Annotated in this window: 26 protein-coding genes and 1 pseudogene; 4 read left to right on the top strand and 23 right to left on the bottom strand. The window is 40.9% G+C overall.

What is annotated here, in order from left to right; all coding sequences use genetic code 11:
- Positions 1–75 precede the first annotated feature (75 nt).
- From D1970_RS08455 to D1970_RS08435, 5 genes are all read right to left on the bottom strand, one after another.
- Positions 76–279, bottom strand: a complete 204-nt coding sequence (locus D1970_RS08455) for a DUF6501 family protein (RefSeq protein WP_119112433.1) — start codon at positions 277–279, stop codon at positions 76–78.
- Positions 280–352: 73 nt separating this feature from the next.
- Positions 353–562: a hypothetical protein gene (locus D1970_RS08450; RefSeq protein WP_119112432.1), complete on the bottom strand. Its 210-nt coding sequence runs from the start codon at positions 560–562 to the stop codon at positions 353–355.
- 499 nt (positions 563–1,061) lie between these two features.
- Entirely contained in the window at positions 1,062–1,232 is a 171-nt protein-coding gene (locus tag D1970_RS22880; protein WP_246370036.1) for an SOS response-associated peptidase family protein, read from the bottom strand.
- Positions 1,233–1,549: 317 nt separating this feature from the next.
- Positions 1,550–1,807 (bottom strand): hypothetical protein, encoded by a 258-nt coding sequence (locus tag D1970_RS08440; RefSeq protein ID WP_119112431.1) that lies wholly within the window; start codon positions 1,805–1,807, stop codon positions 1,550–1,552.
- A gap of 192 nt (positions 1,808–1,999) precedes the next feature.
- Positions 2,000–3,637, bottom strand: coding sequence for an AMP-binding protein (locus D1970_RS08435; protein WP_119112742.1), 1,638 nt, complete (start codon positions 3,635–3,637; stop codon positions 2,000–2,002).
- Between the two features lie 370 nt (positions 3,638–4,007).
- Here D1970_RS08435 and sda point away from each other — a divergent pair, with 370 nt between their 5' ends.
- Positions 4,008–4,142, top strand: coding sequence for a sporulation histidine kinase inhibitor Sda (gene sda, locus D1970_RS08430; protein WP_119112430.1), 135 nt, complete (start codon positions 4,008–4,010; stop codon positions 4,140–4,142).
- Between the two features lie 133 nt (positions 4,143–4,275).
- Here the strand turns inward: sda and odhB are convergent, their stop codons facing one another.
- The 4 genes from odhB to mnmH all read right to left on the bottom strand — a co-directional run bounded on the left by odhB (position 4,276) and on the right by mnmH (position 10,189).
- Complete coding sequence (gene odhB / locus D1970_RS08425) at positions 4,276–5,562, bottom strand: 2-oxoglutarate dehydrogenase complex dihydrolipoyllysine-residue succinyltransferase (protein WP_119112429.1); 1,287 nt, start codon at positions 5,560–5,562, stop codon at positions 4,276–4,278.
- 45 nt (positions 5,563–5,607) lie between these two features.
- Positions 5,608–8,433 carry a 2-oxoglutarate dehydrogenase E1 component gene (locus D1970_RS08420; RefSeq protein ID WP_119112428.1) on the bottom strand — a complete coding sequence of 942 codons (2,826 nt, stop codon included), beginning with the start codon at positions 8,431–8,433 and terminating at the stop codon, positions 5,608–5,610.
- A gap of 320 nt (positions 8,434–8,753) precedes the next feature.
- Positions 8,754–8,990, bottom strand: coding sequence for a hypothetical protein (locus D1970_RS08415; protein WP_119112427.1), 237 nt, complete (start codon positions 8,988–8,990; stop codon positions 8,754–8,756).
- Between the two features lie 134 nt (positions 8,991–9,124).
- Positions 9,125–10,189 (bottom strand): tRNA 2-selenouridine(34) synthase MnmH, encoded by a 1,065-nt coding sequence (gene mnmH / locus D1970_RS08410; RefSeq protein ID WP_119112426.1) that lies wholly within the window; start codon positions 10,187–10,189, stop codon positions 9,125–9,127.
- Between the two features lie 245 nt (positions 10,190–10,434).
- On the opposite strand from mnmH, the gene D1970_RS08405 reads away from it, so the two are divergent.
- A complete protein-coding gene (locus tag D1970_RS08405; protein WP_259339593.1) occupies positions 10,435–11,097 on the top strand; it encodes a class I SAM-dependent methyltransferase in 663 nt (220 codons plus the stop codon).
- A 51-nt stretch (positions 11,098–11,148) separates the two neighbouring features.
- On the opposite strand, the gene D1970_RS08400 is transcribed toward D1970_RS08405, so the two are convergent.
- Positions 11,149–11,787, bottom strand: a complete 639-nt coding sequence (locus D1970_RS08400; protein ID WP_119112425.1) for an MOSC domain-containing protein — start codon at positions 11,785–11,787, stop codon at positions 11,149–11,151.
- Between the two features lie 137 nt (positions 11,788–11,924).
- Between D1970_RS08400 and D1970_RS08395 the strand changes: the two genes are divergently transcribed.
- Positions 11,925–13,190, top strand: coding sequence for an MFS transporter (locus tag D1970_RS08395; RefSeq protein WP_119112424.1), 1,266 nt, complete (start codon positions 11,925–11,927; stop codon positions 13,188–13,190).
- Between the two features lie 197 nt (positions 13,191–13,387).
- On the opposite strand, the gene D1970_RS23380 is transcribed toward D1970_RS08395, so the two are convergent.
- From D1970_RS23380 to cuyB, 3 genes are all read right to left on the bottom strand, one after another.
- Positions 13,388–13,471 carry a putative holin-like toxin gene (locus D1970_RS23380; protein WP_374978547.1) on the bottom strand — a complete coding sequence of 28 codons (84 nt, stop codon included), beginning with the start codon at positions 13,469–13,471 and terminating at the stop codon, positions 13,388–13,390.
- 182 nt (positions 13,472–13,653) lie between these two features.
- Positions 13,654–14,529, bottom strand: coding sequence for a LysR family transcriptional regulator (locus D1970_RS08390; RefSeq protein WP_119112423.1), 876 nt, complete (start codon positions 14,527–14,529; stop codon positions 13,654–13,656).
- A 371-nt stretch (positions 14,530–14,900) separates the two neighbouring features.
- Entirely contained in the window at positions 14,901–15,605 is a 705-nt protein-coding gene (cuyB, locus tag D1970_RS08385) for a cysteate racemase (protein ID WP_119112422.1), read from the bottom strand.
- A 279-nt stretch (positions 15,606–15,884) separates the two neighbouring features.
- Between cuyB and D1970_RS08380 the strand changes: the two genes are divergently transcribed.
- A complete protein-coding gene (locus D1970_RS08380) occupies positions 15,885–16,166 on the top strand; it encodes a CPCC family cysteine-rich protein (protein WP_119112421.1) in 282 nt (93 codons plus the stop codon).
- 136 nt (positions 16,167–16,302) lie between these two features.
- Here the strand turns inward: D1970_RS08380 and D1970_RS08375 are convergent.
- The 10 genes and pseudogenes from D1970_RS08375 to D1970_RS08335 form a co-directional block, all read right to left on the bottom strand.
- Positions 16,303–16,697, bottom strand: a pseudogene (locus D1970_RS08375) (DsrE/DsrF/DrsH-like family protein).
- Between the two features lie 96 nt (positions 16,698–16,793).
- Positions 16,794–16,901, bottom strand: coding sequence for a cytochrome bd oxidase small subunit CydS family protein (gene cydS / locus D1970_RS23375; RefSeq protein WP_374978546.1), 108 nt, complete (start codon positions 16,899–16,901; stop codon positions 16,794–16,796).
- A 15-nt stretch (positions 16,902–16,916) separates the two neighbouring features.
- Positions 16,917–17,927, bottom strand: a complete 1,011-nt coding sequence (locus D1970_RS08370) for a cytochrome d ubiquinol oxidase subunit II (protein WP_119112420.1) — start codon at positions 17,925–17,927, stop codon at positions 16,917–16,919.
- A gap of 17 nt (positions 17,928–17,944) precedes the next feature.
- Entirely contained in the window at positions 17,945–19,273 is a 1,329-nt protein-coding gene (locus D1970_RS08365; protein ID WP_119112419.1) for a cytochrome ubiquinol oxidase subunit I, read from the bottom strand.
- A 320-nt stretch (positions 19,274–19,593) separates the two neighbouring features.
- Entirely contained in the window at positions 19,594–20,235 is a 642-nt protein-coding gene (locus D1970_RS08360; protein ID WP_119112418.1) for a response regulator, read from the bottom strand.
- On the bottom strand, positions 20,236–21,276 hold the full coding sequence (locus D1970_RS08355) for a sensor histidine kinase (protein WP_119112417.1): 1,041 nt from the start codon (positions 21,274–21,276) through the stop codon (positions 20,236–20,238).
- Between the two features lie 180 nt (positions 21,277–21,456).
- Positions 21,457–22,866, bottom strand: a complete 1,410-nt coding sequence (locus D1970_RS08350) for an MBL fold metallo-hydrolase (RefSeq protein ID WP_119112416.1) — start codon at positions 22,864–22,866, stop codon at positions 21,457–21,459.
- An 18-nt stretch (positions 22,867–22,884) separates the two neighbouring features.
- Entirely contained in the window at positions 22,885–23,457 is a 573-nt protein-coding gene (locus tag D1970_RS08345) for a helical membrane plugin domain-containing protein (protein WP_119112415.1), read from the bottom strand.
- Positions 23,458–23,488: 31 nt separating this feature from the next.
- Positions 23,489–24,682, bottom strand: coding sequence for an NAD(P)/FAD-dependent oxidoreductase (locus D1970_RS08340; protein ID WP_119112414.1), 1,194 nt, complete (start codon positions 24,680–24,682; stop codon positions 23,489–23,491).
- A gap of 190 nt (positions 24,683–24,872) precedes the next feature.
- Positions 24,873–25,649, bottom strand: coding sequence for a sulfite exporter TauE/SafE family protein (locus D1970_RS08335; protein WP_119112413.1), 777 nt, complete (start codon positions 25,647–25,649; stop codon positions 24,873–24,875).
- Positions 25,650–25,861 lie beyond the last annotated feature (212 nt).

Raw genomic sequence — 25,861 nt, 5'->3', positions numbered from 1 at the left:
CCCCCATCCCAACAAAGGTTTTATTTATTAATAACCGAAAAAGCCGCCAGGAAATAATCCCGGCAGCTTTCACGTTTAGACAACCTCAAAATAATCTTTGTAGTATCCTCCGACTTTACCAGTGTTATCGATGATAAAAAAGAACTCATCTGTTTCATTTTTAACTTCGTAAACATTTCCGGCAGTCAGCACACGGTTAACGATATATTTATTCGCATCTGTGTGTACACATTTAACCTCTTTGATCGTTTTTCTATCATGCCAATCGAGGTGAATCATCCATTGTCACTCCTTCATACAAGATCATCTTTAAGTATAAAGAAGAAACCTATGGTTGCGCAACTGCCATTCTTCAGCTCGCGCTGGCGTTTCCTGCAGGATTTGTTTCGCGAACACCAAGAATATCCCCTTGTTCGAATGTAAACATTTCACCAGTCACCATATTTTTTAAAGTTACATAACAAACATCGCATATTTGGTCTATCCTGATAAATTGCAGGAATGGAAAACGTTTATTATCATATATAATTTCGTAAACTTCATTGTCAGTAAATCTGTTCATTATAACTCCCTCTTTCCCAGCTGTTTTCCCTAGGTGTCGGCTGTGTTTATATACCACAGTTCAGGCTGGGATTAAACATAAATTTGCAAAAGGGGAATCATTTTTTACGTGGCTATGACATGCAGCGCATTCCGTATATTCCCAATAACAATTATACTTCTTCCATATTGTTAAACCATTGAATAATTATGAACAATTTTTGTATTTTTTTACCTTAAAGACTATTTATTGGAGCGATTAATGCAGCTTCATCATTGTTTACGCTATTAATTTCAGAAGAAACCTCAAAAGCTTACATTGCTTCGCTGTCAAATTGTGTAAGCAGTGATTTTAATGTATCTGCATCATGCAGCTTTATATTGAGTCATTTTCCCCAAGCTTTTTAAGGAAGGATGACCAGCATCCGGTAATGTACCACTTCAGCAAGGGAATTTGGAGTAGTGGTCAAAATTGTGCAGGAGAAAATTTCTACATTATAATTGCTGCTCCACTGTTTCCACTATCCAGCAAATTCAAACGGTTTTCTGCTATTTAGCACAAACCTGTAAGGGGGCTTTTTCTCTCCATCTTTCTTCCATTCATAAAAGCCATCCGCAGGGATTAGGCAGCGGCGCTGTTTGAATGCCATGTTTTGAACTGCCTTTTTCAGCAGCTGTTTCAGATCTTGCATACATCATCCTGTACCCAATATTCTTATCTTTTGGCCCAAAAAGGAATGAGCCCCCACCGGAACAGCCTGCCGATCCTTCCCTTGCCGCATATGGAGAGGGTATCCTGTCCTAGTGCGATATTGTATTTTGGAGGAAGCGTTCCTTCATATTTAAACTCAAATTGATTCCTTTAAGCCTCCATCGGCTCAAACATTGAAAACCTTCCGCACGCATTCCTTCCCCATTTTCATCCTCTTTATTCCATTTATTAACTCTTCTTAACCGAAAAACGCGAGGGGAGCCAATAAAAAAAATCCGGCAAAAATCCGGATTTCTCTTAAAGCTTGGTTGATTTAGTTTTTTTCTTCAGTGCAGCCCGGAAATAAATATTTACAGCAACCAAAACTGGGATTATTGCCGCGACTGTAAAGCCAAGTGCATAGCCAGCAACGCTTTCCTTGGGGACATTCTCATTGATTGGTACACCAAGAAAAGAAATTGACGCCGGGTTCCCAAGTGTAAACCAGAGCTCTGCTCCCTTGCTTAAAAACAGCAAACTGATGCCGCAAAGAATAAAGACAAGAACCCACTTCATCCTGGCACACCTCCATACAATCAAAAAGCATCATTATTTTATTCGCACTATAGGTATATACTTTTCATTATATGGATATCTGCCAAGTATTAAATGGTTGTAACAAAATATTCACATATATTTGTGAACATTTTGTTACACTTTATCATCTTATTAAAGGGTATTATAAGCTAAATTGTACTAATTATCCGATTATATATTTAGTTCATTTACAAGTGCCATCGCTTCCTCACGCAGCCTGAACTTTTGTATTTTTCCTGAAGCCGTCATTGGATAGCTGTCAATAAAGCTGATATAACGGGGTATTTTATGCCTAGAAATCTTCCCCTTGCAGTATTCCCTGATTTCATTTTCATCTGCTTCTACGCCTTCCTTAAGAATCACCCAGGCCATGACTTCTTCCCCGTACACCTGATCAGGGACTCCCACAACCTGAACATCAAGTACTTTAGGATGTGTATACAAAAATTCCTCGATTTCCCGTGGATAGATGTTTTCTCCTCCACGAATAATCATATCCTTAAGCCTTCCGGTGATTCGACAATATCCACTATGATCCATTATGGCCAAGTCTCCCGTATGAAGCCAGCCTTCCCCGTCAATCGCCTCGCTGGTCGCCTCAGGATTTTTATAATAGCCGCTCATGACATGGTATCCTCGTGTACATAATTCACCCTGTGTTCCGTACGGCACTTCATCTGATGTACCTGGGGTCACAATTTTCACTTCAACCTCCGGAAGAGCCTTGCCGACTGTCTGCACCCTGAGTTCTACTGGATCATCCGTCCTTGTCTGGGTAATAACAGGGGATGCCTCAGTCTGTCCATAAGCAATGGTGATTTCAGCCGCGCCCATTCTTTCAATGACCGCTTTCATAACCTCAATTGGACAGTTGGAACCTGCCATAATTCCAGTTCTTAACGATGACAAATTATACTGTGAAAACTCGACGTCGTTCAGCTCTGCTATAAACATTGTTGGAACTCCATGCAGCCCTGTGCACTTTTCTTTTTGGACTGTTCGGAGAACTTCTTTTGGGGAGAATTCCTGTACAGGAACCATTGTTGCCCCAACGGTAACGCATGCAAGTGTTCCAAGGACGCACCCAAAACAATGGAAAAACGGTACTGGAATACAAAGCCGGTCAGCTTTTTCAAGTTTCATGCATGATGCAATATTATAGGCATTGTTCACGATATTCCGATGTGTAAGCATGACACCTTTTGGGAAGCCTGTGGTTCCGGAGGTATACTGCATATTGATTACATCATTCTCCTCCAGCGAATTCATCCTAACGTCAAGAGCCTCGTCGTTCACGTCCAGCCCCATTTCAATGATATCTTTCCAGCCGTATGCTCCTGGGTAAGAACGCTCCCCAAGCACGATGACATTTTTTAAATGGGGAAGTTTCGGGCAGTTTAACTCTCCTGGCAGTGATTCCTTAAGCTCTGGAACAATTTCATACAGAATATCTATGTAGGAAGAATCTCTGTATCTGTCACTTAAAATTAGCGTACTCGAATCTGACTGTTTCAAAAGATATTCGAGCTCAGCTGAGCGATAATTCGTGTTGACGGTTACCAGTACTGCCCCCATCTTACCTGTGGCAAATTGAGAGACCAGCCATTCTGGTGTATTGGTTGACCAGATTGCAACATGATCCCCTTTATCTACCCCAAGCCTCATAAATCCTTTTGCCGCTTCCCGGCATTGCTCATTAAACTCCCGATAGGTCAGCCTTAAATCCCGATCAGAATAAATAACTGCTTCATGGCCGGGATGCAGCCTTGCTTTTTCTTCTAGCAGTTTTCCGACTGTCGTGTTTAACAAACCAGACATCCATTTTTTCCTCCCTTTTCCTCGACAATTATTGGAAACGCTTTAATAACACTATAACACCGTTGTTCGAATATTCAATATTTTAAAGTGATATTCCTTCTAATAAATATAAAAAACCGCTAAGGCTTACCACTTTATCCTAGTACACTCATTTTGGAAGCTAATGATGAATTGTAATCAAGCAAGTGACAAACCCGACTTTTTTCGCAGTATTTCTATTTTGTTTTAACTAGAAATATGTCGAAAGTACTTTTTTTAAATAAATAAAGCTTAGGGGTTTTCAAATGCTTCATAATCCTTTACAATGAGTTTATAGTTAAAAATTGAATATTCAATCCATTCTTACCGAGGAGGAATGCAAATGAAGATCATGAGCAACGAACAATTGGTGGCTTCGTATCGAGATGCATTGAAGACGGAACAGGATAAGGATTGGGCTAAGGTTTTAAAAGACGAAATTTCCCGCCGGGGACTCCGGCCATTTAAAAATCGCTAAGGTATAGTTTACAAAATCGCCAGGAGGCTTTCCTGGCGATTTTTTTACAATCCTTTTAGTTTTCAATAATATGATTATGTTAACTATAGTGCAAGAAAAAATCTTCCGCATTTTATGCGGAAGATTTTTTCAATCAGCTTCCTAACAAAAGGGACTCTGGATCTTCTATTAACTGTTTAACTGTTTTCAGGAAAGTTACAGCCTCTTTGCCGTCAACGATACGGTGGTCATAAGAAAGGGCAATATACATCATCGGCCTGTTTTCCATTCTTTCTGCATCAATTGCAACCGGGCGAGTCTGGATAGTGTGCATACCAAGAATCCCAACCTGAGGTCCATTCAGAATTGGAGTCGACATCAGGGAACCGAATACCCCGCCGTTTGTAATCGTGAAAGTACCTCCCTGTAGGTCGCCAAGCGTAAGCTTATTGATCCTTGCTTTTTCTGCTAGTTCAGCAAGGCTTCCCTCCAGCTCAGCAAAGTTTTTCCTGTCGGCATCACGGATGACCGGAACAACAAGGCCATCATTTGTAGAAACGGCCACACCAATATCATAATATTTTTTAAGGAGAAGCTCATTCCCCTGAATCTCGGCATTTAAATATGGTGATTTCTTCAATGCTGCAACCACCGCTTTTGTAAAGAAAGACATGAATCCTAGACGGACATCATTTTCTTTTTGGAACCGGTCTTTCCACTTCTTCCTAAGATTCATTACATTGGTCATGTCCACTTCATTAAAAGTAGTTAACATAGCCGCAGTTTGCTGTACTTCTACAAGCCTGTTGGCAATGGTCTGCCTACGGCGCGACATTTTGATCCGCTCTACAGGTTTGCTGCCATCTGCAGCCGGAACCGCAGCGGGCTTGGCAGGCTCAGTTTTCGCCTGTTTTGGTGCTGGGTCAAACGCAGCGACATCTTGCTTGCGAACACGGCCAAGTGGGTCTACTGCAGGTACCTCGCTCAGGCTGATTCCTTTTTCTCTTGCAAGCTTCCGTGCTGCAGGTGAAGCAATCACGCGTTCCTCTGACTTTTCAGAAGCTGACGGCCCTGCTTCCGCTGGCACACCAGAAGCCTCTTCACGCTGGCTTTCTTTCTGAGAATTATTTGTAACAGTCACAGGAGCTTTACCTTCAGGTTCATCCACAGATTCTGCTTCCCTGCCTGTATCTATTTGTGCTGTTCCTTGTTCACCAATAACAGCGATTGTTTCGCCAACTCGGACGGTGTCCCCCTCTTCGGCTTTCAGTTCGGCAATTACCCCTTCATAATCCGAGATAATTTCCACATTCACCTTATCGGTTTCCAGTTCAACAATATAATCCCCTTTTTTCACAAACTCACCGGGTTGTTTCAGCCACTGGGCTATCGTTCCTTCACTAATGGATTCCGCTAATTCGGGGACCTTTACTTCTGCCACCTAAAATCCTCTCCTTATCTTCTTGTCTCTATTATATTGATTTAATTATTTGGTCAGTGCTTCCTCAATGATTCTTGCCTGCTCCATTTTATGGATAACCGGGTCGCCTTCAGCAGGACTTGAACGCCTGCGCCGGCCAATATAGCGGACCTGCAGACCGTTCCCTGCCGCTTCATTGATCCTTGGCTCAACAAAGGTCCAGGCACCCATATTTTTCGGTTCTTCCTGTACCCAGACAATCTCTTTCAAGTTTTCAAAGTTCGCCAGTTTTTCACGCAGTTCTTCTAGCGGGAATGGATAAATTTCTTCAATCCTTAACACTTCAATGAAGTCTTGCTTTTCCGCATCTGCTTTCTCGGAAAGATCAACTGCAACCTTGCCTGTGCACATTACGACTCTCTCAACCTTTGAAGGCTCTGTATTGAGCTTAGGCTCCCTGATAATTGCCTGGAAAGATCCTTTGCTGAATTCTTCCGGATTTGAAGCGACCAGCGGATGCCTCAGTAGACTTTTAGGCGTCATAAGTACTAGCGGCCTGACAGTCTCCTGATTTAGGATAGCAGCCTGGCGACGTAAAATATGGAAATATTGTGCGGCGGTTGTCAGGTTTGCAACCGTCCAGTTGTTTTCTGCAGCAAGGCTTAAAAAACGTTCAAACCTCGCACTTGAATGCTCCGGCCCCTGGCCTTCATAACTATGCGGCAGAAGCATGACAAGGCCTGACTTCTGGCCCCATTTAGCACGCCCTGCGGCGATGAACTGATCAAATATAACCTGTGCAGCGTTTGCAAAATCCCCATATTGAGCTTCCCAAAGAACAAGAGTTTCAGGCGAAAAGACATTGTATCCATATTCAAAGCCCAGTACAGCTGCTTCTGATAGCGGGCTGTTGTGTACATCAAATGATGCTTTTGCATCAGGCAATGTATGAAGTGGGGAAAACTGCCTTCCCGTCTCGCTGTCATGAAGCACAATGTTCCTCTGGGCAAAGGTGCCGCGTTCCGAATCCTGTCCTGAAAGCCTGACTGGTGTTCCATCTGCAAGAATGGTAGCATAAGCCATCGTCTCCGCAAGGCCCCAGTCCACTTTTCCGTTCTCATCAAAAGCGCCCTGTCTTCTCTTCAGGATTTTATCCAGCTTGCCAAATACTTTAAAATCGGCCGGCCATATCAATAGATCTTCATTGATTTTCTTAAGCCTGTCGATTTTTACTGAAGTATCAATTTGCGGCAGCCCGTTCTCGATTATTTCTGGAGGATTTGTTTCTTCCATTTCGTGCGTGCTTTCTGCCGGAACTTTCTCGTAGGCAGCCGACAGTTTATCTGCCACAGCTTTATCTATTTCTTCCTTCTTGGCAGTATCCATAATACCTTCTTTAAGAAGGTATTCCGCATACAAAGTACACGTTGTAGGATGCTGGCGGATGAGCTTGTACATCTGCGGATTTGTTGTCATCGGTTCATCCATTTCGTTATGACCGTATCGGCGGTAGCCAATCAAGTCGATAAGGAAATCCTTCCCGAATACAGTTCTATATTCTGCAGCAAGCCTGGCTGCAGCAACAACGGCTTCAGGGTCGTCTGCGTTGACATGCAGGATTGGAATTTCGTACCCTTTTGCAAGGTCACTGGCATAACGGGTGGACCTTGAGTCAGAAGACTCTGTGGTGAACCCAATCGTATTATTTGCAATGACATGTATGGTACCGCCAGTGTTATAGCCGGAAAGTCTGCTTAGATTCAGTGTTTCGGCAACAATTCCCTGGCCCGGGAAAGCTGCATCGCCATGAATTAAAATCGCAAGCGCTTTTGCAGGAGTCTGTTCCGGATAACCAGGCGCCTCCCTGTCATCCTGGGCTGCACGAGTGAAACCTTCAACAACTGCACCTGCAAATTCCAGATGGCTTGGGTTATTGGCAAGTGTCACCCTGACCCGTTTAGTGTTATCCGACTTAATTTGCCGATCAAGGCCAAGATGGTACTTTACATCCCCGGTCCAGCCGTAATTGATGCCGATCGACCCTTCAGACGGCACCAGCTCTTTATTAGGTGCATGCTGGAATTCAGCAAAAATCATTTCATATGGTTTACCCAGCACATGTGCAAGAACGTTCAAGCGGCCGCGGTGAGCCATCCCGATGTTCACTGTTTCAACGCCATCATGGACGGATTCTGCGATAACCTCATCTAGAAGCGGAACCATTGTTTCAAGTCCCTCAATTGAAAACCGTTTTTGCCCGACAAATGTTCGGTGGAGGTATCTTTCGAACTCCTCCGTTTCAGTAAGGCGCTTTAGCAATGAAGTTTTTTTCCTGACATGAAGTGGAGTGGAAACGCTTCCGTTTTCAATCTTCCTTCGCAACCAGTTCTTTTCTTCAATGTCATGTACATGGTGGAATTGGAATGAAATTGTGTTTGTGTAAACTTTCTTTAAATGTTCCATAGCGTCCGCCCCATTTTTGACGGAGTCAGGAGCATTGGGCGAGATGAGCTTTGCAGGAATTTGTGCTAAATCCCCAGCTGTAAGCCCCCACTCTTTTTCATCCATACGTGGATCACTGTAAGACATATTCTTCAAGGGAAACACGTCAGCAGACAGGTGCCCATATGCCCTTATGTGTTCAGCCATCATGAGAGCTGCTGCTACTTTGTCAGGACTGTAGCCTTGAGCTCCAGTTGACTGAGTTGAAGCAACACTTATAGTGGACTGTGGTATTTCCGGGATAAACCCCTGATCAAAATAGCCCCTGATTTCAGGATCAATAGATTCTGGATCTTCCTGGTACTTCTCATACATCTCGACTACATAACCAAGATTGGGCCCGAATAAATCAGGCCAGGCTGCCTCTTGGCCGCCAGCAGGTTTTTTCATAAAAAAACTCGCCTACCATTTCATATTTTTGTTGGTTGTACATCCCCATCATTTGTCAAAGAAGGTAAATAGAATAATGTTAAAATTCTGGGGAAAAACGTTTTCATAGCCATTTTAACATTGCTAATCTATATGTACAAAGGTTTTGACTCTGTAGATAGTGAAAACCGCAAAATTACTAAACCATTAAATAACTTTATTGTAAAAAAATTTTTTTATTCAAAACAAAAACCCCCAACGATAAATTGAGGGTTTACTTTCCATCTATCAACACCGACACTTCCGTTATGTTCCATATACACATGCTCAGCGGCTCATTACTATAGGTGGATAAGGTTGTAATATAGGTTTTTAGGGGTCTGCGGTTCATTTCTCTTCTCATTCAATGCTTCTTCAATCAGTTCGCTTGTTTCGACCATAAACTCCATATGCCCGCAGCTGATGCATTTTTGGAATCGGGATCCAGCAACAAATAGATCGATTCCGTCATTCGTGATAAATCCCAGGTTTTCTTCATGTACAGAAAAGCGGTGGTAGCAATTTTTAGATTCACGCATGTTCAGGACCTCCCGCAGTATGTGACTCTGACTATATTATATAAGAAATATTCCGAATTTTCATGTGACAAATTATAGAATTTTTCAATATCAAACTATGCAAAAAAGGACGGGAAACTATTCCCCGTCCTCTTTCACATTGCTTTGCCTGCCCTAACCGCTTTGGGCAAATGTTCCTCAATCAACGAAGCTGCCCCGCTGTCATGGTCTCCGTCTATCTCGATGAACTTTGCTTCATATTCACCTAAAGCATGGGTGTATCTTGGATCATAATAGTGTATAAGAAGAATCCTGATCACTTCCGGATAATTTTCACCCAATACCGCTTGTTCGAGTTCTTCCGCAAGCGGTACATTTTTCAAGCGTTTTTCAATTTTCCTGATCTTGTCAAGCACCTCTTCACGAAACCAGCCTTGTCCCTGGTATGGGATCACATATTCTGCCATGATGCGCTCCACTCTTTTCTCAATGGATGAATGGACAAATAAATGGATGGCATCCTTCTTGCGGTCAAGCATGCTGTCAGGCTGGACAGCCCGTCCAATCCTTTTGCTCTCGGCTTCCATGATAAAGTATGGTGCGCCTTTCATTTCATTAAGCCGCTTGAACAAAAGTGCATCAAAGGTTTTTTGGTTATAGCCGTCACCTGTTCCAATCATGCCAAATAGCGAGCCCCGGTGGTTCGCCATTTGTTCCAAATCGAGAACAGGATATCCTTTAGCCTGCAGTTCGTGAAGTATGTCTGTCTTGCCAGTCCCTGTCATGCCGTGGATAATAACAGCTTTCTTGGGAAGAAGCATCGGAATCTCTTCGAGGATATATTCCCTGAATGCCCTGTAGCCCCCGCTGAGGCGAATGGACTCACACCCCGAGTATTCCAGAAAGGTGGCAACCGCTTTACTCCTCATGCCTCCGCGCCAGCAGTGGACAACGGGCGTAGCACCTGTTTCAGCCAGGTTCCTAAACTGGCCCAGAATGTCAGGGAGCTTAGGAGATACCACCTCCATCGCCCTCCATCTTGCAGCCATTTCGCCAGACTTTTTATAAAGAATACCGATTTCCCGCCGTTCTTCATCTGAGAATAACGGAATATTCACAGAACCTGGGATTGATGCTTCTTTATGTTCAATAGGAGACCTGACATCTACAGGAATAAATTCGTTTGACCCAATAAGCTCTTCCACGGTAATGTCTTTCATATAAAATCAATCCTCCAAGGGAGTAATACAATAGTATTTCATTTTTTTTACGTCTAAAAACTCTCCTATTTTACACCTATCTCCTCGACAATAGCAAGGAGATAGGTCAAAGATTCAAACAAACGCCTTTTTTGTGAGTCTCCATTCGACAACTTCCTATTCTATTCCGGATTCTCCACAAATATTGTCTTTCTCTGTCTTGTTATGCGCTTTCCCGAGAAATAAAATTGCTGGAAGGTTTTAAAGTGTTTGATACGACAGCAATTAAGGGAATCAGCAATAATATGAATGAGAAGAGGGTGCATAAAATGATCAATGATATCATGGCCAGACAGTTTGAAAAGCCAAAAGGAATATTAGGAAAAATAGCCGGGTGTGTGATGTTCTTTGAGAATCGCAAAATCAACAGATGGACCCTTCAATATGTCCAGCCGTCACCAGGTGAAAGAATTCTCGAGATTGGCTACGGGCCCGGATTCGCTATCAGGGAAATTGCCTCAGCGAATAAGGATATCACTATTCACGGTGTTGACGTTTCGGCAAAAATGAAGGAAGAAGCAGATAAAAAGAATCATGATGGCATCATGAAAGGAATAGTACTGCTTTTCAATGTAGATATCCACGATTTCGCCCCTGGAATAACCTATAATAAAGTTTTTTCAGTAAATAACTATCCTCTTTGGAAAAGACCCCATGAATCCCTTGTGAATATTCGGGAATTGCTTAATAAAGATGGGGAGCTGACAATCACTGTCCAGCCCCGCGAAGAAGGAGCGGATGATGAAACCGCCAGGCGGCTCGGCGTGAAAATAAAAGAAGATTTGCTGATGGCAGGATACAATGATATCAAAGTCAGCTTTAAAAAAGTAAGGCCGGTTCTTACCGTCTGTGTCAGAGGAAGAAAATGAATCCGGCTTCCATTGCCGGATTCTCCGCTCTGTATATGCCTGCTAAAAAGATTAAGAAAGAAGGCGGCCTAACCTTTCCTTCCATGCTTCGGCAAGAGTATCAATCCCAAGAGCGGTTTCTATATCCCTGTAATGCTTTTGTTCGTGAAAAAGGAGCCTGTGGGCCTTTAGGATAGAAATAACCTCCTGCTCCCTCTCCAGCAGAACAAGCCGGTCTCCTTCCCTGATTGTCCCTTCTTCCACCACTCTGAAAAAATAACCAGTAAACCCTGTCTCAACTACTCTTTTTAAAAGGGTATCCACATCATTATGCTTAGATATCGTCGAACACGGAATCCTGCCTTGAGATATTTGCAAGACTGCATTCCCCACTTGGAAAACATCCCCTATAAAAACATTACTTTCCACCATGCCGCCAACTGTAATATTTTCTCCGAATGCAGGCGGGTTCATCTTTTCCCCAGTCATTTGTTCCCACAACGGATAATGGTTATATGAATAAAGGCAAACAGCCCGGTCTGCCCCGCCATGAAATTCTGGATTCCCGACTCCATCACCTATGAACCCTGCTCTTGTGAGCAATGCTTCCTTGACTCCTGATTTTCCAATTGCCGACTTTTCCTCTTTCCCTTTCCAAATATGTTTCTTTGGCTGACCAATGCTTAATTGTATGATTTCTCCTTCTTTCATTTCTCCACCTCGTCGTTTTTATCTTATTTTAGCTTGTTCAGCTAATACGTCCAACAATTTTACCAAAAAAAAACATCATTGTAATAGTCGGTTAAGGCCAACAATATAAACAGAATGAAAAAAAGGCGGGTTTAGAAATGAACTATGTTGAAAAACTGTTCACCAAGCCAGGGGAGAAATCATCTCAAAAACAATCCGGAAAATCTGCCGGCAAGCAAAAAGCAGCCATTCTAGCAATTGCATCTATTCCTCTTGTCATGACCCTTGGAAATTCAATGCTGATTCCAGTCCTTCCGGTTATGGAAAAAGAAATGAATATATCTGCTTTTCAGTCGAGTCTCATCATTACGGTCTATTCGGTTATTGCCATTTTCCTGATTCCGATTGCAGGTTATCTTTCAGACCATATTGGAAGAAAAAAAGTCATTATCCCAAGCCTCATCCTTGTTGGAATAGGCGGAGCCATTTGCGGTTGGGCCTCCCTTATGGGGGCGGAAGGATACTGGATCCTCCTCGGGGGCAGGGCATTGCAGGGGGCCGGTGCAGCAGGCTGCTTCCCAATTGTCCTCCCGCTTGTTGGCGATATGTTCGAGAGTGAGAATGATGTCAGCAGCGCACTTGGAGAAATAGAAACATCTAACACACTCGGTAAAGTGTTGAGCCCTGTTCTTGGATCATTTTTGGCAGGGTTCATTTGGTATATACCTTTTTTTGCCATTCCTGTCCTTTGCAGCATTTCCATTTTGCTCATGGCGTTTTTTGTAAAAAGTCCGAAAAAGAAAAAAGAAGCATTGCCTTTCAAGGACTTTTTAAAGAAAGTTAAACTAACTTTCACCGAAAATGGAAGTATGCTTTACGCGATTTTCTTTATTGGGGTCATCTTGATGTTTGTCCTGTTCGGTGTTCTCTTTTATCTTTCGGATGTACTTGAGTTGGAGTATGGAATCAAATACATGAAAAAAGGCTTGATTTTGGCCCTGCCGCTTGGTGTTTTGTGCTTTTCTTCATTCCTGACCGGGAAGCTGATCAAGAAAAATAAAGTGCTAATGAAATGGATTGCATTCGGGGGTGCTCTCCTCCTTGGTATATCAACCGCCATTCTCGGTTTTTCAAAAGACCTATGGTTTATTATTACGATGTTCCTGATAAGCGGCATTGGCATTGGTGCCAGTCTGCCGCCACTTGATGCTCTCATCACAGAAAGCATTGAGAAAGAAGAGCGCGGTACAATAACCTCTATCTACAGTTCAATGCGGTTTATCGGCGTGGCTGCGGGCCCGCCAGTCATTGCATTGATGATGAAAAACTCAGAAAAAATGATGTTTTTCTTATTAACCGGGTTAAGCCTGGCTGCGGCAGCTGCAACATTCGTGGCTATCAAACCGGAAAAAAGCAAGAGTTAAAAAACACAGGAAACGATTTCCTTTTATGATGACAAAGCCGTGACAGTACTAAAGAAATATGGTATCCTAAAAGTGTAAATATGACGATAAAGAAACCACAGGTGTTTGCCCACCTGCGGTTCCTGCAATAACCGTTCCCCACGAGGATCGGCCATCAGATAACTGGACCTCTCCCTCAATTTGTGGTCAAGGGAGGTCTATTTTTTTTGATTAAATGACAGAACAGCAATGATCAGGCTCCCAAACGAGAACATGGCCATCAGTGCTTCAAAAACTGTCAAAAGGCATCACCCCCTTTCCCGGGGGATAGCCGACCACCCTTGAGTTCCGGCTATTGCTTCTTAATTATAGCATGAACCAGCCTAAAATAGGAACGCGTGTTCTCATTTTTAAAAATTAAGCCTAAAATCCTAGTAAAAAAAATAAAATTTCCTAAACTTTTTCAAAAAGCATTAGTAATGAATTATTTTTGATCGAACATTTTACTCTCAAGAAAATCCATAAAAATAGATTTAGGTTTTCCTTTTAAATATATAACGTCGATACTTATATTTCTGTTTGCATGCGGTATCATTTCAACCCGAAATAGTTCATTGTTGTCCAGCTCTTTTTTGACACAATGTTCAGGCAAAAAACTAATCCCCAAACCCTCTAACACTAAATTTTTGGCTGTTTCCATGTTATCCACTTCTAAATATATATTCGGGTCCACGTCATTACTGAGAAATAGCCGATGAATCATAAGCCAGTCCAATGATCCGTAATCAAAAAAGATAAGCGGAAGCTTACCAACCTCTTCCACTGTAACTTCTTTTTCTTTTAAATAAGCATGCTTTCGGGAGACAATAAGGCTGATCGGATCATTATAAAGGCGGATTGATTCTACCTGAGGATGCGTTTCTGTCCGTACGATGCCGAAGTCGACTTCCTTGTTAATGACCTTTTGTAAAATGTCTTTGGAATGTCCCGTGATAATTTTTATCCGAACATCCTTGAACTGTGATTTAAAGGTAGGCAGAATGCCCGGGAGAACGTTGTTCGAAATGGACGTGGCACTCCCAATCACTAGTTCGTACGGGATGATGACTTGCTGCAATCCATACTTAGCTTCCTGGTACGATTGAAGGATTTTTTTTGCATGTGGAAAGAAGTATTCCCCTCTATCTGTTAAAGAAATCTTATTCCCGCATCTATTAAAAAGCTTGATATCAATTTCTCGTTCGAGGGATTGAATGCGCGCTGTTACAGAAGGCTGAGTTAAATAAAGAGCTTCTGCTGCTTTATTGAAACTACCCAGTTGGCATACATAAATGAAGGCTTCAATATTTTCGATATTCATGTTTAACTGCTCCTTATTTCAGATCACCTATACCACTTCCTTTTTTATTATACAGGTAAAAATAAAAAGGGGGTAACCCCCTCAGATTAGTCGAGAATCCCAACTACTAAAATTCAAATGGGTTAGTAGACAGCATTTTGTCGACTTTCAACAGTATATACGCATTCTTATGGGGATTTTTTACTTCAAATGTAGATAGAACTGGCTTTGCCGTAGATAGAACGACCATTACCAACATTATCTTTAAAAAAGCAAAGAAAATCGCCTTTTACCAGCTAAACCAGCTAGGCAAAGACGATCTCTACTAACTCATCTATAAAGGTCCCTTTCCCCAATCCGAGGGGATACCCCCTAAATGTTTTATTTTGAAGCTAAACCAATTGCAGTTCGCTAGTTGTTGTTGCTGCTGTTTTGATTACCGCTTCTGCTAAAATTTCTGTAGGGTCAATGACGCAAAGATGCGGAGATGATGCAAGCACTAGTGGAATTTCTGTGCACCCCGCAATAACCGCCTCGGCACCCTCCGTTAATAATTTATCGGCAGCAGTTAAAAGAAGGGAAGCACCTGTTGCTAGATCGCCCCTCTTGATCGAATATATTCCTTCCATCACTGTTTTCTGGATTTCCTCTTCTGGTTCAAGGACTTCGATGCCGCAGCTTTGACAATAACGCTGATACAGCTTAGTTTTAATCGTCCCATTGGTAGCTAGCAAACCCACTTTTTTAAAGCCGTGTTCCTGTAAAAAATCAGCGGTCTCTAAAGGCATATGTAAGATGGGAATTCGAACAGCATTTTGAACAGTATCATAGAAAAAATGGGCAGTATTACACGCAATGACGAGAAAGTCAGCACCAGCGTTTTGGAGGCGCAATGCGGATTGCACCATATATGGTGCAGGATCTTCTCCTTTTCCCATGATTGCCGATGTTCGATCGGGTATTTGAGTGTCGTTGTCTGCAATGATGTGGATATGGTCCTGGTCATTTTTTGCGGCCGTATGGGAGATTATTTTGGTCATTAAATCGACTGTTGCCAAAGGACCCATTCCTCCAATAATTCCAACTACTTTTTTCATTTTCTTCACCGCCAATAATGATTTTATAACTCTACTGTCATAAAACTTTTTGTTACGGAAAATGTATGAAAGTGCCTGTCTTTATTATAAATTCTTCTAACTGCGGTAAATGATAGAAAGAATCTATAGACTTATAGAAACAATAAATACATTCTTTGACACTTAACTTTAAATGAGAAGAATAAAAAGAGTCACAACTGGCTGAACCGGGGTCCGATACGCGGTGAAAATAGTAAATCACTCTAGTTGTAAAATAGCCTGCTAATTGAGGTGAGAAATATGAAATATACTTGTCCTTGTTGTGGTTATAAAACTTTAGATGAAAAACCACCAGGAACATATGAAGTTTGCAGTATTTGTTTTTGGGAAGATGATGGATTTCAATATAGTGACCCTGATTATGATGGCGGTGCAAACAGCCCTTCATTAAGACATGCACAAAACAACTTTCTTGAATTTGGAGCTTGTGAGGAAAGATGTAATGAGTTTGATAGGAAACCAAAGGAGAAAGATGTAAAAGACCTTAATTGGAAACCATTAGAAAACGCTGTTCATGAGTGAAATCAACAGCGTTTTCTAATGTGATTATTGTTGTGAATGACTACTTAAATAGTAAGGAGAAACAAACTGCTTTTTATCTTATTTGCACTTCAAACGGAACTCGTTTAGCTGGCTTCGCCACTTTTTATTATTCTCATCAAAACGTCAATGTTACGTCTGCATCCTTCGCGAAGTCTAAAAATGTTACTGCTCCGCCAACTTCAATTCCATCAACAAAATCTTCTGTTTGCAGACCCATAACATCCATCGTCATTTGACAGCCGATGAATGAAACGCCCATCTCTACTGCCATGTCGACTAACTCTGGAATGGAAGGAACACTGGCTTTAGCAAAACCTTCTGCAAAATGCTCTTTCCCTTCCGGTGCGGGCAGCTGCCTATACGCTTCCTTATGGATAAGGTTCAGCCCTTCAAATGTAAAGAAAATAGATATCTCTTGGTCGGTTGCAGCAGATGCTGTGGCAATATTAAAAACTTTATACGCATCGAATAATCACCGTTACTTGCTATAATTGCTACTTTTTTATTCATTCTTCTTCCCCATAAATTTTTTCACTTATATACCCATATAGGTATATAGTTTGATTGGGGAGAAAAAAGTCAACAAATGAAGCTTGGCATGTACGATTACTCCAATTTTTCAAAAAAACTGCTTTTTGTACCCCAAACAAAAACTGCGATAATGGATGCCAGTACAACAAGCTGTGGAGCGTACATAATAAGAAAATCCTGCATTTTATTAACCTCCTGTTATTTTCCTTGAATATAATTTTTATCAAAAACAAAAAGTTTTAATACGAGCAAAAAAGATGGCACTAACAATAAGAGTCCCAGTATAAAGACGATGACCAGACTTTTTGCCATCGTTTCATTTGTAAAGCCAGCCTGTACGGTTAAATAAGGATATAAAAGATATGGATAATGTGAAGTTCCATATGCGAAAAAGGCTAAAGCGTATTGCAAAACAACACTTAAAAATGCTGCTCCATAATGTTTCTTTCTATAAAAGAAGAAAACAGCTATGAAGAAAAAGAGGATCGATAAGATCAACATCCAAGAATATTGGATCATATTCTCAAAGTGTTCCGGGTTGTGTGTTTTCATACTCAATACCACAACCAATGCTGATAAAACAGAAGGTAAACTCCAGGCTAATGTATACTTGCGCAATAACGCTCCCGCTTTATAATCATTTGCCTTAGAGCTATACCAGGTCAGGAAGCTTGCTGAGATAAACAAAACACTTACAATTGCCAATAGGACGACACTCCATGCAAAAGGGCTTGTCAGCAACTCGAGCAAATGCAGTTTCACGTGCTTTCCTTTTACTGATATGAAGCCCCCTTCAGAGATAATCAAAACCGTACTTAAGGACGCTGGAATAAACACTCCGGTCATTCCATATAAAAAAGTAAGTATACGATTATTTTTCATCCCATACGTTCCAAAGGCGTAATAGGAGCCGCGAATAGCCAACAATATGATTGAAATGCTTCCAGGAATCAAAAGGGCAGTGCCGTAATAAAAGGCGGTCTTTGGAAAAAACCCAACGATTCCTACGAAGAAAAAGACCAAAAATACATTTGTAATTTCCCAAACAGGTGACAGATAGCGTTGAATAATGGTATGGATCATATCCTTACGGCCCGATATGTCACTATACATGCTAAAAAACCCTGCACCAAAATCAATTGAGGCTACTATGACATAGCCAAACAAAAAAATCCATAATACTGTAATTCCAAGCAATTCAAGGGACATAACCTAACCTCCTGTTCCTATAAACCCAACTCTTTTAATTCCGCTTCGGCAGTGTTTGTTTTGAACATTTTACGAAGGATAATGATGCTTCCGGCCCCTAATGCGGCATACAAAAAACCAAATGCAGCCAATAAAATATCAACATGGGCGGATGTTGTTGCACCTTCGATTGTCTTCATATAACCTCTAAGTATCCATGGCTGTCTGCCTACTTCTGCGAAAATCCAGCCAATCTCAATCGCAATTAATGCCAGCCCTCCTGAAATAACTGATAATCTTAAGAACCACTTATTATAGGCAAATTTCTGTTTCCATTGGATGAGTGCAGCATATAAAAAAGCCAAGCCGGCTAAGAATATGCCAATTGTCACCATGAGATCAAACAGGTAATGTACATACAAAGGTGGACGCTCGTCTTCTGGATATTCATTTAAGCCAATTACTTCTGCAGAAGGTTTGGCCCCAACTAAAATACTTAGCGCGTATGGTATTTTAAGGGCGTTTTTTACCTCCTGCTCTTCATTCAGCACCCCGAATAATACAAGTGGAGCCTTATCATCCGTTTCAAAATGCCATTCAGCCGCAGCAAGCTTCTCTGGTTGATATTTCCCTAAGTATTTACCGGATAAATCTCCAACTAATGCAGTGGTAACCGAAAATATCAATGCTGCTATCATGGTTAAATGAAATGCTTTTTTATGGTATACATGCTTGCTTCCTTTTAATAAATGGAACGCAGCAATAGATGCCAGGACAAATGCCGATGTCATATAAGCAGATGAAAGTACATGAGCAACCTTTGTAGGTGTTGCAGGGTTAAACATGGCAACTAAGGGTTGAATATTCGTTATCACACCATTCTTTAATTCAAACCCCTGCGGTGCGTTCATAAAAGCATTAACGATGGTAATAAACACAGCTGACATCGATGAGCCGATTATGACTGGTATCAATAAACCGAAATGATAGTAAGGGTTTTTAAAACGATTCCACGTATATAAATAGATTCCAAGGAAAATAGCCTCAAAAAAGAACGCGAACGTTTCCATAAATAGCGGCAAGGCAATTACTTGTCCTGCCAATTCCATAAAGTTCGGCCACAATAAACTCAGTTGAAGCCCAATAGCCGTCCCCGTTACGACCCCAACAGCAACCGTAATAACAAACCCTCTTGACCAACGTCTCGCTAACAATAGAAAATGCGGATCCTTTTTCCTCAACCCTATCCAATGAGCTAAAGCAATCATCAAGGGCACCCCGACCCCTATTGTCGCAAAAATGATATGAAATGCTAACGTTAATTCAGTTAAATATCGGCTATACATAGCCATATTATTTTCAAACATCATCATCCCCTCTTTCATATGTATTCAACAAGCCAAAGGTTCTATATTAAAAAAACTTCCTGATAAAGGATAACAGCATAATCCCTGCGACTATGAACGAAACAATAGCTAATCTTTTTTCTCGTGTTTCCCTCATAAACACCATCCTTTTGTTGTTAACTTATTATTAGTATAGATGTTGTCGAAAAATTAACACATAGGTAACTCCCCCTATAGCACAGGAATATTGTGAACACTTTTCGAACTATTGTTTATAAAAAGAGAAAAGAGGTGTATCAAAAGGGTTTTTGCTCCACTTTTGTTACGCCTCTTAATCCTGGTTATACCAGCTCTAAATAATTATTGCTTAGGCCATATTGTATTAGTTCCGATTTGTTCTTGAGATTTAGCTTCTGCATAATATTTGCTTTGTGATTTTCTACAGTTTTTACACTAATAAGCAATTTTACTGCAATTTGCATATTGGTGTAACCCAGAATAGTCAACCTCACTACTTCTTGCTCTCTGATCGTTAGAATGCAGGACTTGTCTTTTCCTTTTCTCTTGAACATCTTTTCTATTTGTTCTTGCGGCAGCCCTACGCTATAATACTTTTTTCCGTTATAAACACTTTTTATCGCCTGGTACAATTCTCCGCCTTGGCTGTTTTTCAATAAATAGCCATGCGCATTAATATCGATCGCTTTTTGAATATAAACCATTTCATTATGCATCGTTAACAAAATGACTTTTACAGAACCATTTTGTTTCATAATTTCTTGAGTGGCCGTAAACCCGTCCAGGCCACTTGGAATCGATATATCCATTAAAATGATATCTGGATTTGTCCTTTCAGCACATAGGATGGCTTCTTCACCATCACCTGCTTCTCCGACAATTTCAATATCGCTATAGCTTTGTAACAAGAGGAGAAGACCTTTCCGAATTAAAACATGATCATCTACAATCATCACTTTTATCATTTAGAGTCTGTCCTTCTTCCGTTTTGGAATAGTTATTCTAATTTTGGTTCCTTGATTCGGCTTAGAATCGATGAAGAATTTGCCTCCTATTTGATCTATGCGTTCAGCCATATGCTTTAATCCTAATCCTTCATTTTTTAAATTAGCTTTATTAAAACCGACCCCGTTATCTGCTATCCTGAGAGATAATTGATCTTCGGATTCGGTGAGAAGGATTGTAACTTTGCTTGCTTGAGCATATTTCAGAACATTATGAAGTGCTTCCTGAATAACACGGTATAAATTGATTTCGACATGCGGGTCACATCTAACCTCCATGTTTGTTTCGAATTGAATCGATATTTTCGGATTGTTTTTTTCAAGGGAAGAAACTAAACTATTGATTGTCGCAACCAGGCCCAGTTGATCCAAACTTTGCGGCCTTAAATAATAAGAATAGGATTTCACATCGTCCATTACCTTTTCCAGCTCTTTTCTTACTTCTTCAATATAGCTATCCAAAACTCCATCATCTTTAATATAAGATTCAATGGCTTGAAGTGCGACCGATATCGTAAATAAAGATTGACCAACACCATCATGAAGTTCTTGCGCCAATCGTTTATGTTCAGACTCCTTTGCTTCGATTAACTGCCTGATAATTAGCTTTGATAAACGGGCTTCTTCCTCTTTTTTTTGAATTGTTTTATCCCTGAGAACTAACAAGTATTCTTTTTGATTGTTGCTTGTTTCTGGATAGATTAAAGCTGTGCTCATCTCTACATCAATATTTTTCCCCTTATATGTCGGCATCTTGGAATTAAAGTAAGGAATTTCATCATTTTCAAGCAAATAGCAAGCTTGTTTATCTGTACGAAGATTTCTTTGTCGGCAAAAGGAACAGAATGGCACCCGATCGCCTTTAACCCAACCTGTTAACCGCTCAGCAGAAGGATTAACCTTCAGGATTTCCCTGTCGGTATTCATGATGATGATCCCGTCTTGAATATACTTAAATATTTGTTGCAGATATTTAGTATCAAGATGAGTGACTTCAGTCATAATATCTTCCCTCTCTCATTTTCCTACTTCTCACTTTTATTTTACTATAATAAATATTTAAAGAAACTTTTGAAGACTGCAAAGTGGCAGCCCGCCTATCCTTAGTCATATAGAAAAATAAGCCGGTTCCCAAAAAGGGAACCGGCCTTCTTATTAAAAATCTTGTTATATTCGTTATGCTTATTGATTTACTTCGTTAATCCATAGGGAGTAACCGCCTGCCATATTAACACAGTTTTTGATCCCTTTAGCTTGAAGAACACTCATAGCAATCGCTGATCGAACACCACTTTGACAGTGCACTAAAATTCGTTTTTCTTTACTTACTTCCTCAAGCCGTTTAAGAAGTGTCCCAACCATGATATGTTGAGCGTTATCTAAATGGCCTCCATTCCACTCGGCCTGATTACGGACATCCAAAATGGTCACTTCATCAGCTTCTATCAGCTTTGCAGCTTCTTTTGGCATAACACATATATATGTTTCTAAAGATTCTGCGGAAACACCATCAAAAATATCGTTTACGTCACCATATCCAAGAACTAGATCAATACCAACTGACCGTAAGGCGATCTTCATTTCTTCCAATACTTCTTCTTCAACCAGAAGGTATAATGGTTTACTATAATCTACAAGCCATCCCGCCCAGTTTGTGAACGAATTAGTAAATGGTATATTGATAGTTCCTTCAATATGTCCATTTGCATAGTCATCGGCAGCCCGAGTATCCAGAACTTGATTTCCTTCCGCAATAAGTTTTAGAATCTCTTCAAATGTTGAAACTTTTTTCAAGACTGGCAAGTTTTTAATTAAATCAATGCCTACCTTATTAACATGCTTCATAACAGCAAAGTAATAAGGAGGTTCCGGCTGGCCTTCTAGCAATGCATCAATGAACGCTTGTTCTTCATTAAATTTCATAGCCCAGTTGAACTTCTTTTCATAACCAACTGTTGATGAAGGAACAGCACCAAGAGATTTACCGCATGCACTTCCGGCTCCATGTGCAGGCCAGATTTGTAAATAGTCCGGCATTGTTTTAAATCGTTCAACTGATTGGTACATCGCTTTTGCGCCCGACTCAGAAGTACCTATAATACCCGCTGCTTTTTCCAGTAAGTCTGGTCTGCCAATATCTCCGACAAAAACAAAGTCTCCTGTAAAGATTCCCATTGGCATGTCAGCATTGCCGCCGCGGTCCGTCAACATGAAGGAAATGCTTTCTGGAGTATGGCCAGGCGTATGCATGGTTTCGAACAGAAGGTTGCCAATCTTGAATGTATCCCCATCTTTTAATAATTGATGGCTGACATTTTCGAGGTTTTGATATTTCCAGTTTTCATCGCCTTCATCCGAGATGTACATTTTTGTCTCAAAGCGATCAGCCAATTCACGCGAACCTGATACAAAGTCTGCATGGATATGTGTTTCCAGAGCCCCAACAATCTTTAGCTTTTCTGATTCAGCCAATTCAATATATGGTTTAATGTTCCGCATAGGATCCACTACTACTGCTTCTCCTGTTGCTTGACAACCAACTAAATAAGATGCATGGGCTAGCTTTTCATCATAAAAATAACGTAGTAACATAATTTTTCCCCTTTCAAATTATCTCGCTTTTTTTTCTGATAATAAATCTAGTGTTGCTTGCACATAACATAATCCTCTTTGGACAGTCGGATCCTTCAGCCACTTCACCATCGAAATGAACTTCACATTTTGCGGACTGCAATTAGCCCGTTCCTTCACTTCTATAAGAAGATTTAAAGCTTGATCCCCTTCTTTTACAATTGGATCCGCATACTCCTTAAGATTAGAAAATAAGTAATCCGTCGACTTTTTATCCCCTATGATGCTTGAGACAAAGTCCGTTATATTTTCTAATTGCTCGACCATTTTTACGATCTTTGGAAGCTTTTCCAACAGAGTAATAAGCGACATAACCGTTTCAGCATTTATATTGAAAGTAGAAGCAGTTTCTTCATACTTTTCAATCATTTGATTGTCCTGTAACACAGCTTTTCCAAAAAGCAACACGTCTTCAACCGATTGCATTTTTTTTTGGAAGTCCGGTAACATGCGCAATAGTTCTACAAGAGATTGCATTACGTCAGGATTCTCTAGTTCAGATATAAGCCCTTGCGGGACAGCATTGGCCGACTGAGTTTCATATTTTATCATGTGAGGCTGCACTCCTCTCTATCATACTTTTTTACATCGTACCTTTTAACATCCCGTTCCAGTACATGATGGGAAGCATATCTTTCTTCATCATATACATGCTGCGTCTTTCAACGGCTTGATTGAATGGCATAGTTTCCTGCGGATCTTTGTTATAATCAAACTCCGCCAATATAAGCTTGTTGTATCCTGTTACGATTGGACATGAAGAGTAACCGTCATAGCTTTCTTTCATCGGTATTGACCGCATTAAAGAAATAATATTATTCGCAACAACAGGGGCTTGTTTGCGAATGGCCGCTCCTGTTTTGGAAGTCGGCAGGTTCGCATTATCTCCAAGTCCAAACACATTTTTATACCGATTATGCTGCAGTGTATACTGGTGTACGTCCACCCAGCCAGTTTCATCCGCTAATGGGCTGTTTTTAATGAAAGATGGCGCCTGCATGAGCGGTGTAACATGGATCATACTATACGCAACTTCTTCTTTCTCTTGTGTATCCAGGTCTTCGAAAATGGCAATCTTCTCATCTGGTTTGATTTCGATCAGGTTTTTTCGGAAATTAGCCTGGATATTCTTTCTCACTACTACTTTTTCAAGTGCTTCACGGTATTTTTGCACGTCAAAAATAGCTGGATTAGCTGACTGAAATACCACATTTGTACTATTTCTTACGCCCGCCCTCGTAAAATAATCTTCTGCCAAATACATAATTTTTTGTGGCGCACCGCCGCATTTAACAGGTGATGCCGGATGGGTAAAGAGTGCTGTTCCGCCTTTAAACGACCGGATTGTTTCCCATGTATAATCAACATGTTGATAAGAATAGTTACTGCATACCTGCTTTGTTCCAAGGGATTCTTTTAATCCTTTAATTCCGCCCCAGTTAATTTCAATTCCACTGGCTACTACGAGATAGTCGTAGCCGATCGTCTGTCCATCGTTTGTTACGACATACTTTGACTCTGGGGAAAATTCAGCTACAGCAGTCTGTAACCATACAGCTCCCTTTGGAATCACACTTTCCATTGTCCGTTCAGAGTCTTCTTTTTTTGATGCTCCCCCTCCTACCAGTGTCCATAATGGCTGATAGTAATGTTTATCTGCCGGGTCAATGATTGCAATTTTTTCTGCCAATGAGTTTGATTGACGTAAAAGCCTTGCTGCTACCGAAATTCCGGCAGTCCCGCCTCCGACAATGACTACCTTGTATGAAGCATTCATTTAAAGATCCTCCCCTTTAAACTTTGTTCGTATATGAAATTAATTAACCTTTACACCTTCATAATAGTTGAAACCGCATTCATAAAATATAGGGGTACTCCCCTAATTATTCTGAAAGGTACGAGATTGTTCTTTCAAAACGAAAAAAAGCCAACTCAAGCGAGTCAGCCTTTATCTTTCAAACATATAGCTACAGTATATCCAGCCAAATTTTGATTGCTGTAGCTAAAATGAGAATGGAAAGAATCCATTGCAATACTTTCGTATTCATTTTTTGTCCTGCTTTTGCCCCTAATGGAGCAGCAATGATACTGGCGACAATCATAACTAGGGCAGGTACAAGCAGTACTTGTCCTGTAGCAACTTTACCGATTGTCGAACCAATTGAAGATATAAAGGTAATCGCCAATGAAGTAGCGATTGTCATCCTTGTTGGGATTTTCAACACAACGAGGAGAATGGGAACCAAAATAAAGGCTCCAGCTGCTCCAACAACCCCTGATGCACATCCTACCGCAAATGCTAATAGAGCTGCTAATGGTTTATTAAAGAGAATTTCATGCACAGCTTTATCTTCATTGTTCTTCTTAGGTATGAACATCATAATTACAGCGATCGTGGCAAGAACCGCATAGACGACGTTTATTGCACTTTCATCCATAAAAGTAGAACCATATCCGCCCAGCAAACCTCCTAAAAGGATGCCGCTTCCCATGTAAATGATCAGGTCTTTATTCAGCAAGCCACTTTTACGATAAGCCCATACCCCTCCGATTGTAGCGAAAAACACCTGGACAGCGCTGATCCCGGACACTTCATGGGCGTTAAAAGCGGCAAAACCCAGCAATGGCGGTATATACAATAACATTGGGTATTTAATAATCGATCCCCCAATACCAACCATACCTGAAATATACGAACCAACAAACCCGATCAGAAAAATCACGACAATAAAATTTACATCCATTTCCCCATCTCCCTATTTCTAAAAACCGCAATAAAATTTCCCCTATACTTCTAGTATAAATATTAGTTTTCTAAGGACACATAGGTAGATCCCCCTATTATCCAATGGAATACTAAAATAATAGATGAACTTTCCCTTTAGGAATGGGCATCAAATACCCCCTAGGGGAATTATCCACGATCCTGCCGGAATCTGTGACAAGCGTTGATTTT

The sequence above is a fragment of the Mesobacillus zeae genome, assembly GCF_003570705.1.
GTDB classification, from domain to species: Bacteria; Bacillota; Bacilli; order Bacillales; family Cytobacillaceae; genus Mesobacillus_C; species Mesobacillus_C zeae.
The sequence above is the reverse complement of the archived record's forward strand: the minus strand, read 5'-3'. Positions and strand labels throughout refer to the sequence as shown.

Excerpts from the sequence above, each read along its gene's own strand:
- D1970_RS08455 (WP_119112433.1), bottom strand. The coding sequence starts at position 279 with ATGATTCACCTCGATTGGCATGATAGAAAAACGATCAAAGAGGTTAAA.
- D1970_RS08450 (WP_119112432.1), bottom strand. The coding sequence starts at position 562 with ATGAACAGATTTACTGACAATGAAGTTTACGAAATTATATATGATAAT.
- D1970_RS22880 (WP_246370036.1), bottom strand. The coding sequence starts at position 1,232 with ATGCAAGATCTGAAACAGCTGCTGAAAAAGGCAGTTCAAAACATGGCA.
- D1970_RS08440 (WP_119112431.1), bottom strand. The coding sequence starts at position 1,807 with ATGAAGTGGGTTCTTGTCTTTATTCTTTGCGGCATCAGTTTGCTGTTT.
- sda (WP_119112430.1), top strand. The coding sequence starts at position 4,008 with ATGAAGATCATGAGCAACGAACAATTGGTGGCTTCGTATCGAGATGCA.
- D1970_RS08420 (WP_119112428.1), bottom strand. The coding sequence starts at position 8,433 with ATGAAAAAACCTGCTGGCGGCCAAGAGGCAGCCTGGCCTGATTTATTC.
- D1970_RS08415 (WP_119112427.1), bottom strand. The coding sequence starts at position 8,990 with ATGCGTGAATCTAAAAATTGCTACCACCGCTTTTCTGTACATGAAGAA.
- mnmH (WP_119112426.1), bottom strand. The coding sequence starts at position 10,189 with ATGAAAGACATTACCGTGGAAGAGCTTATTGGGTCAAACGAATTTATT.
- D1970_RS08400 (WP_119112425.1), bottom strand. The coding sequence starts at position 11,787 with ATGAAAGAAGGAGAAATCATACAATTAAGCATTGGTCAGCCAAAGAAA.
- D1970_RS08395 (WP_119112424.1), top strand. The coding sequence starts at position 11,925 with ATGAACTATGTTGAAAAACTGTTCACCAAGCCAGGGGAGAAATCATCT.
- D1970_RS08390 (WP_119112423.1), bottom strand. The coding sequence starts at position 14,529 with ATGAATATCGAAAATATTGAAGCCTTCATTTATGTATGCCAACTGGGT.
- cuyB (WP_119112422.1), bottom strand. The coding sequence starts at position 15,605 with ATGAAAAAAGTAGTTGGAATTATTGGAGGAATGGGTCCTTTGGCAACA.
- D1970_RS08380 (WP_119112421.1), top strand. The coding sequence starts at position 15,885 with ATGAAATATACTTGTCCTTGTTGTGGTTATAAAACTTTAGATGAAAAA.
- cydS (WP_374978546.1), bottom strand. The coding sequence starts at position 16,901 with ATGCAGGATTTTCTTATTATGTACGCTCCACAGCTTGTTGTACTGGCA.
- D1970_RS08370 (WP_119112420.1), bottom strand. The coding sequence starts at position 17,927 with ATGTCCCTTGAATTGCTTGGAATTACAGTATTATGGATTTTTTTGTTT.
- D1970_RS08365 (WP_119112419.1), bottom strand. The coding sequence starts at position 19,273 with ATGTTTGAAAATAATATGGCTATGTATAGCCGATATTTAACTGAATTA.
- D1970_RS08360 (WP_119112418.1), bottom strand. The coding sequence starts at position 20,235 with ATGATAAAAGTGATGATTGTAGATGATCATGTTTTAATTCGGAAAGGT.
- D1970_RS08355 (WP_119112417.1), bottom strand. The coding sequence starts at position 21,276 with ATGACTGAAGTCACTCATCTTGATACTAAATATCTGCAACAAATATTT.
- D1970_RS08350 (WP_119112416.1), bottom strand. The coding sequence starts at position 22,866 with ATGTTACTACGTTATTTTTATGATGAAAAGCTAGCCCATGCATCTTAT.
- D1970_RS08345 (WP_119112415.1), bottom strand. The coding sequence starts at position 23,457 with ATGATAAAATATGAAACTCAGTCGGCCAATGCTGTCCCGCAAGGGCTT.
- D1970_RS08340 (WP_119112414.1), bottom strand. The coding sequence starts at position 24,682 with ATGAATGCTTCATACAAGGTAGTCATTGTCGGAGGCGGGACTGCCGGA.
- D1970_RS08335 (WP_119112413.1), bottom strand. The coding sequence starts at position 25,649 with ATGGATGTAAATTTTATTGTCGTGATTTTTCTGATCGGGTTTGTTGGT.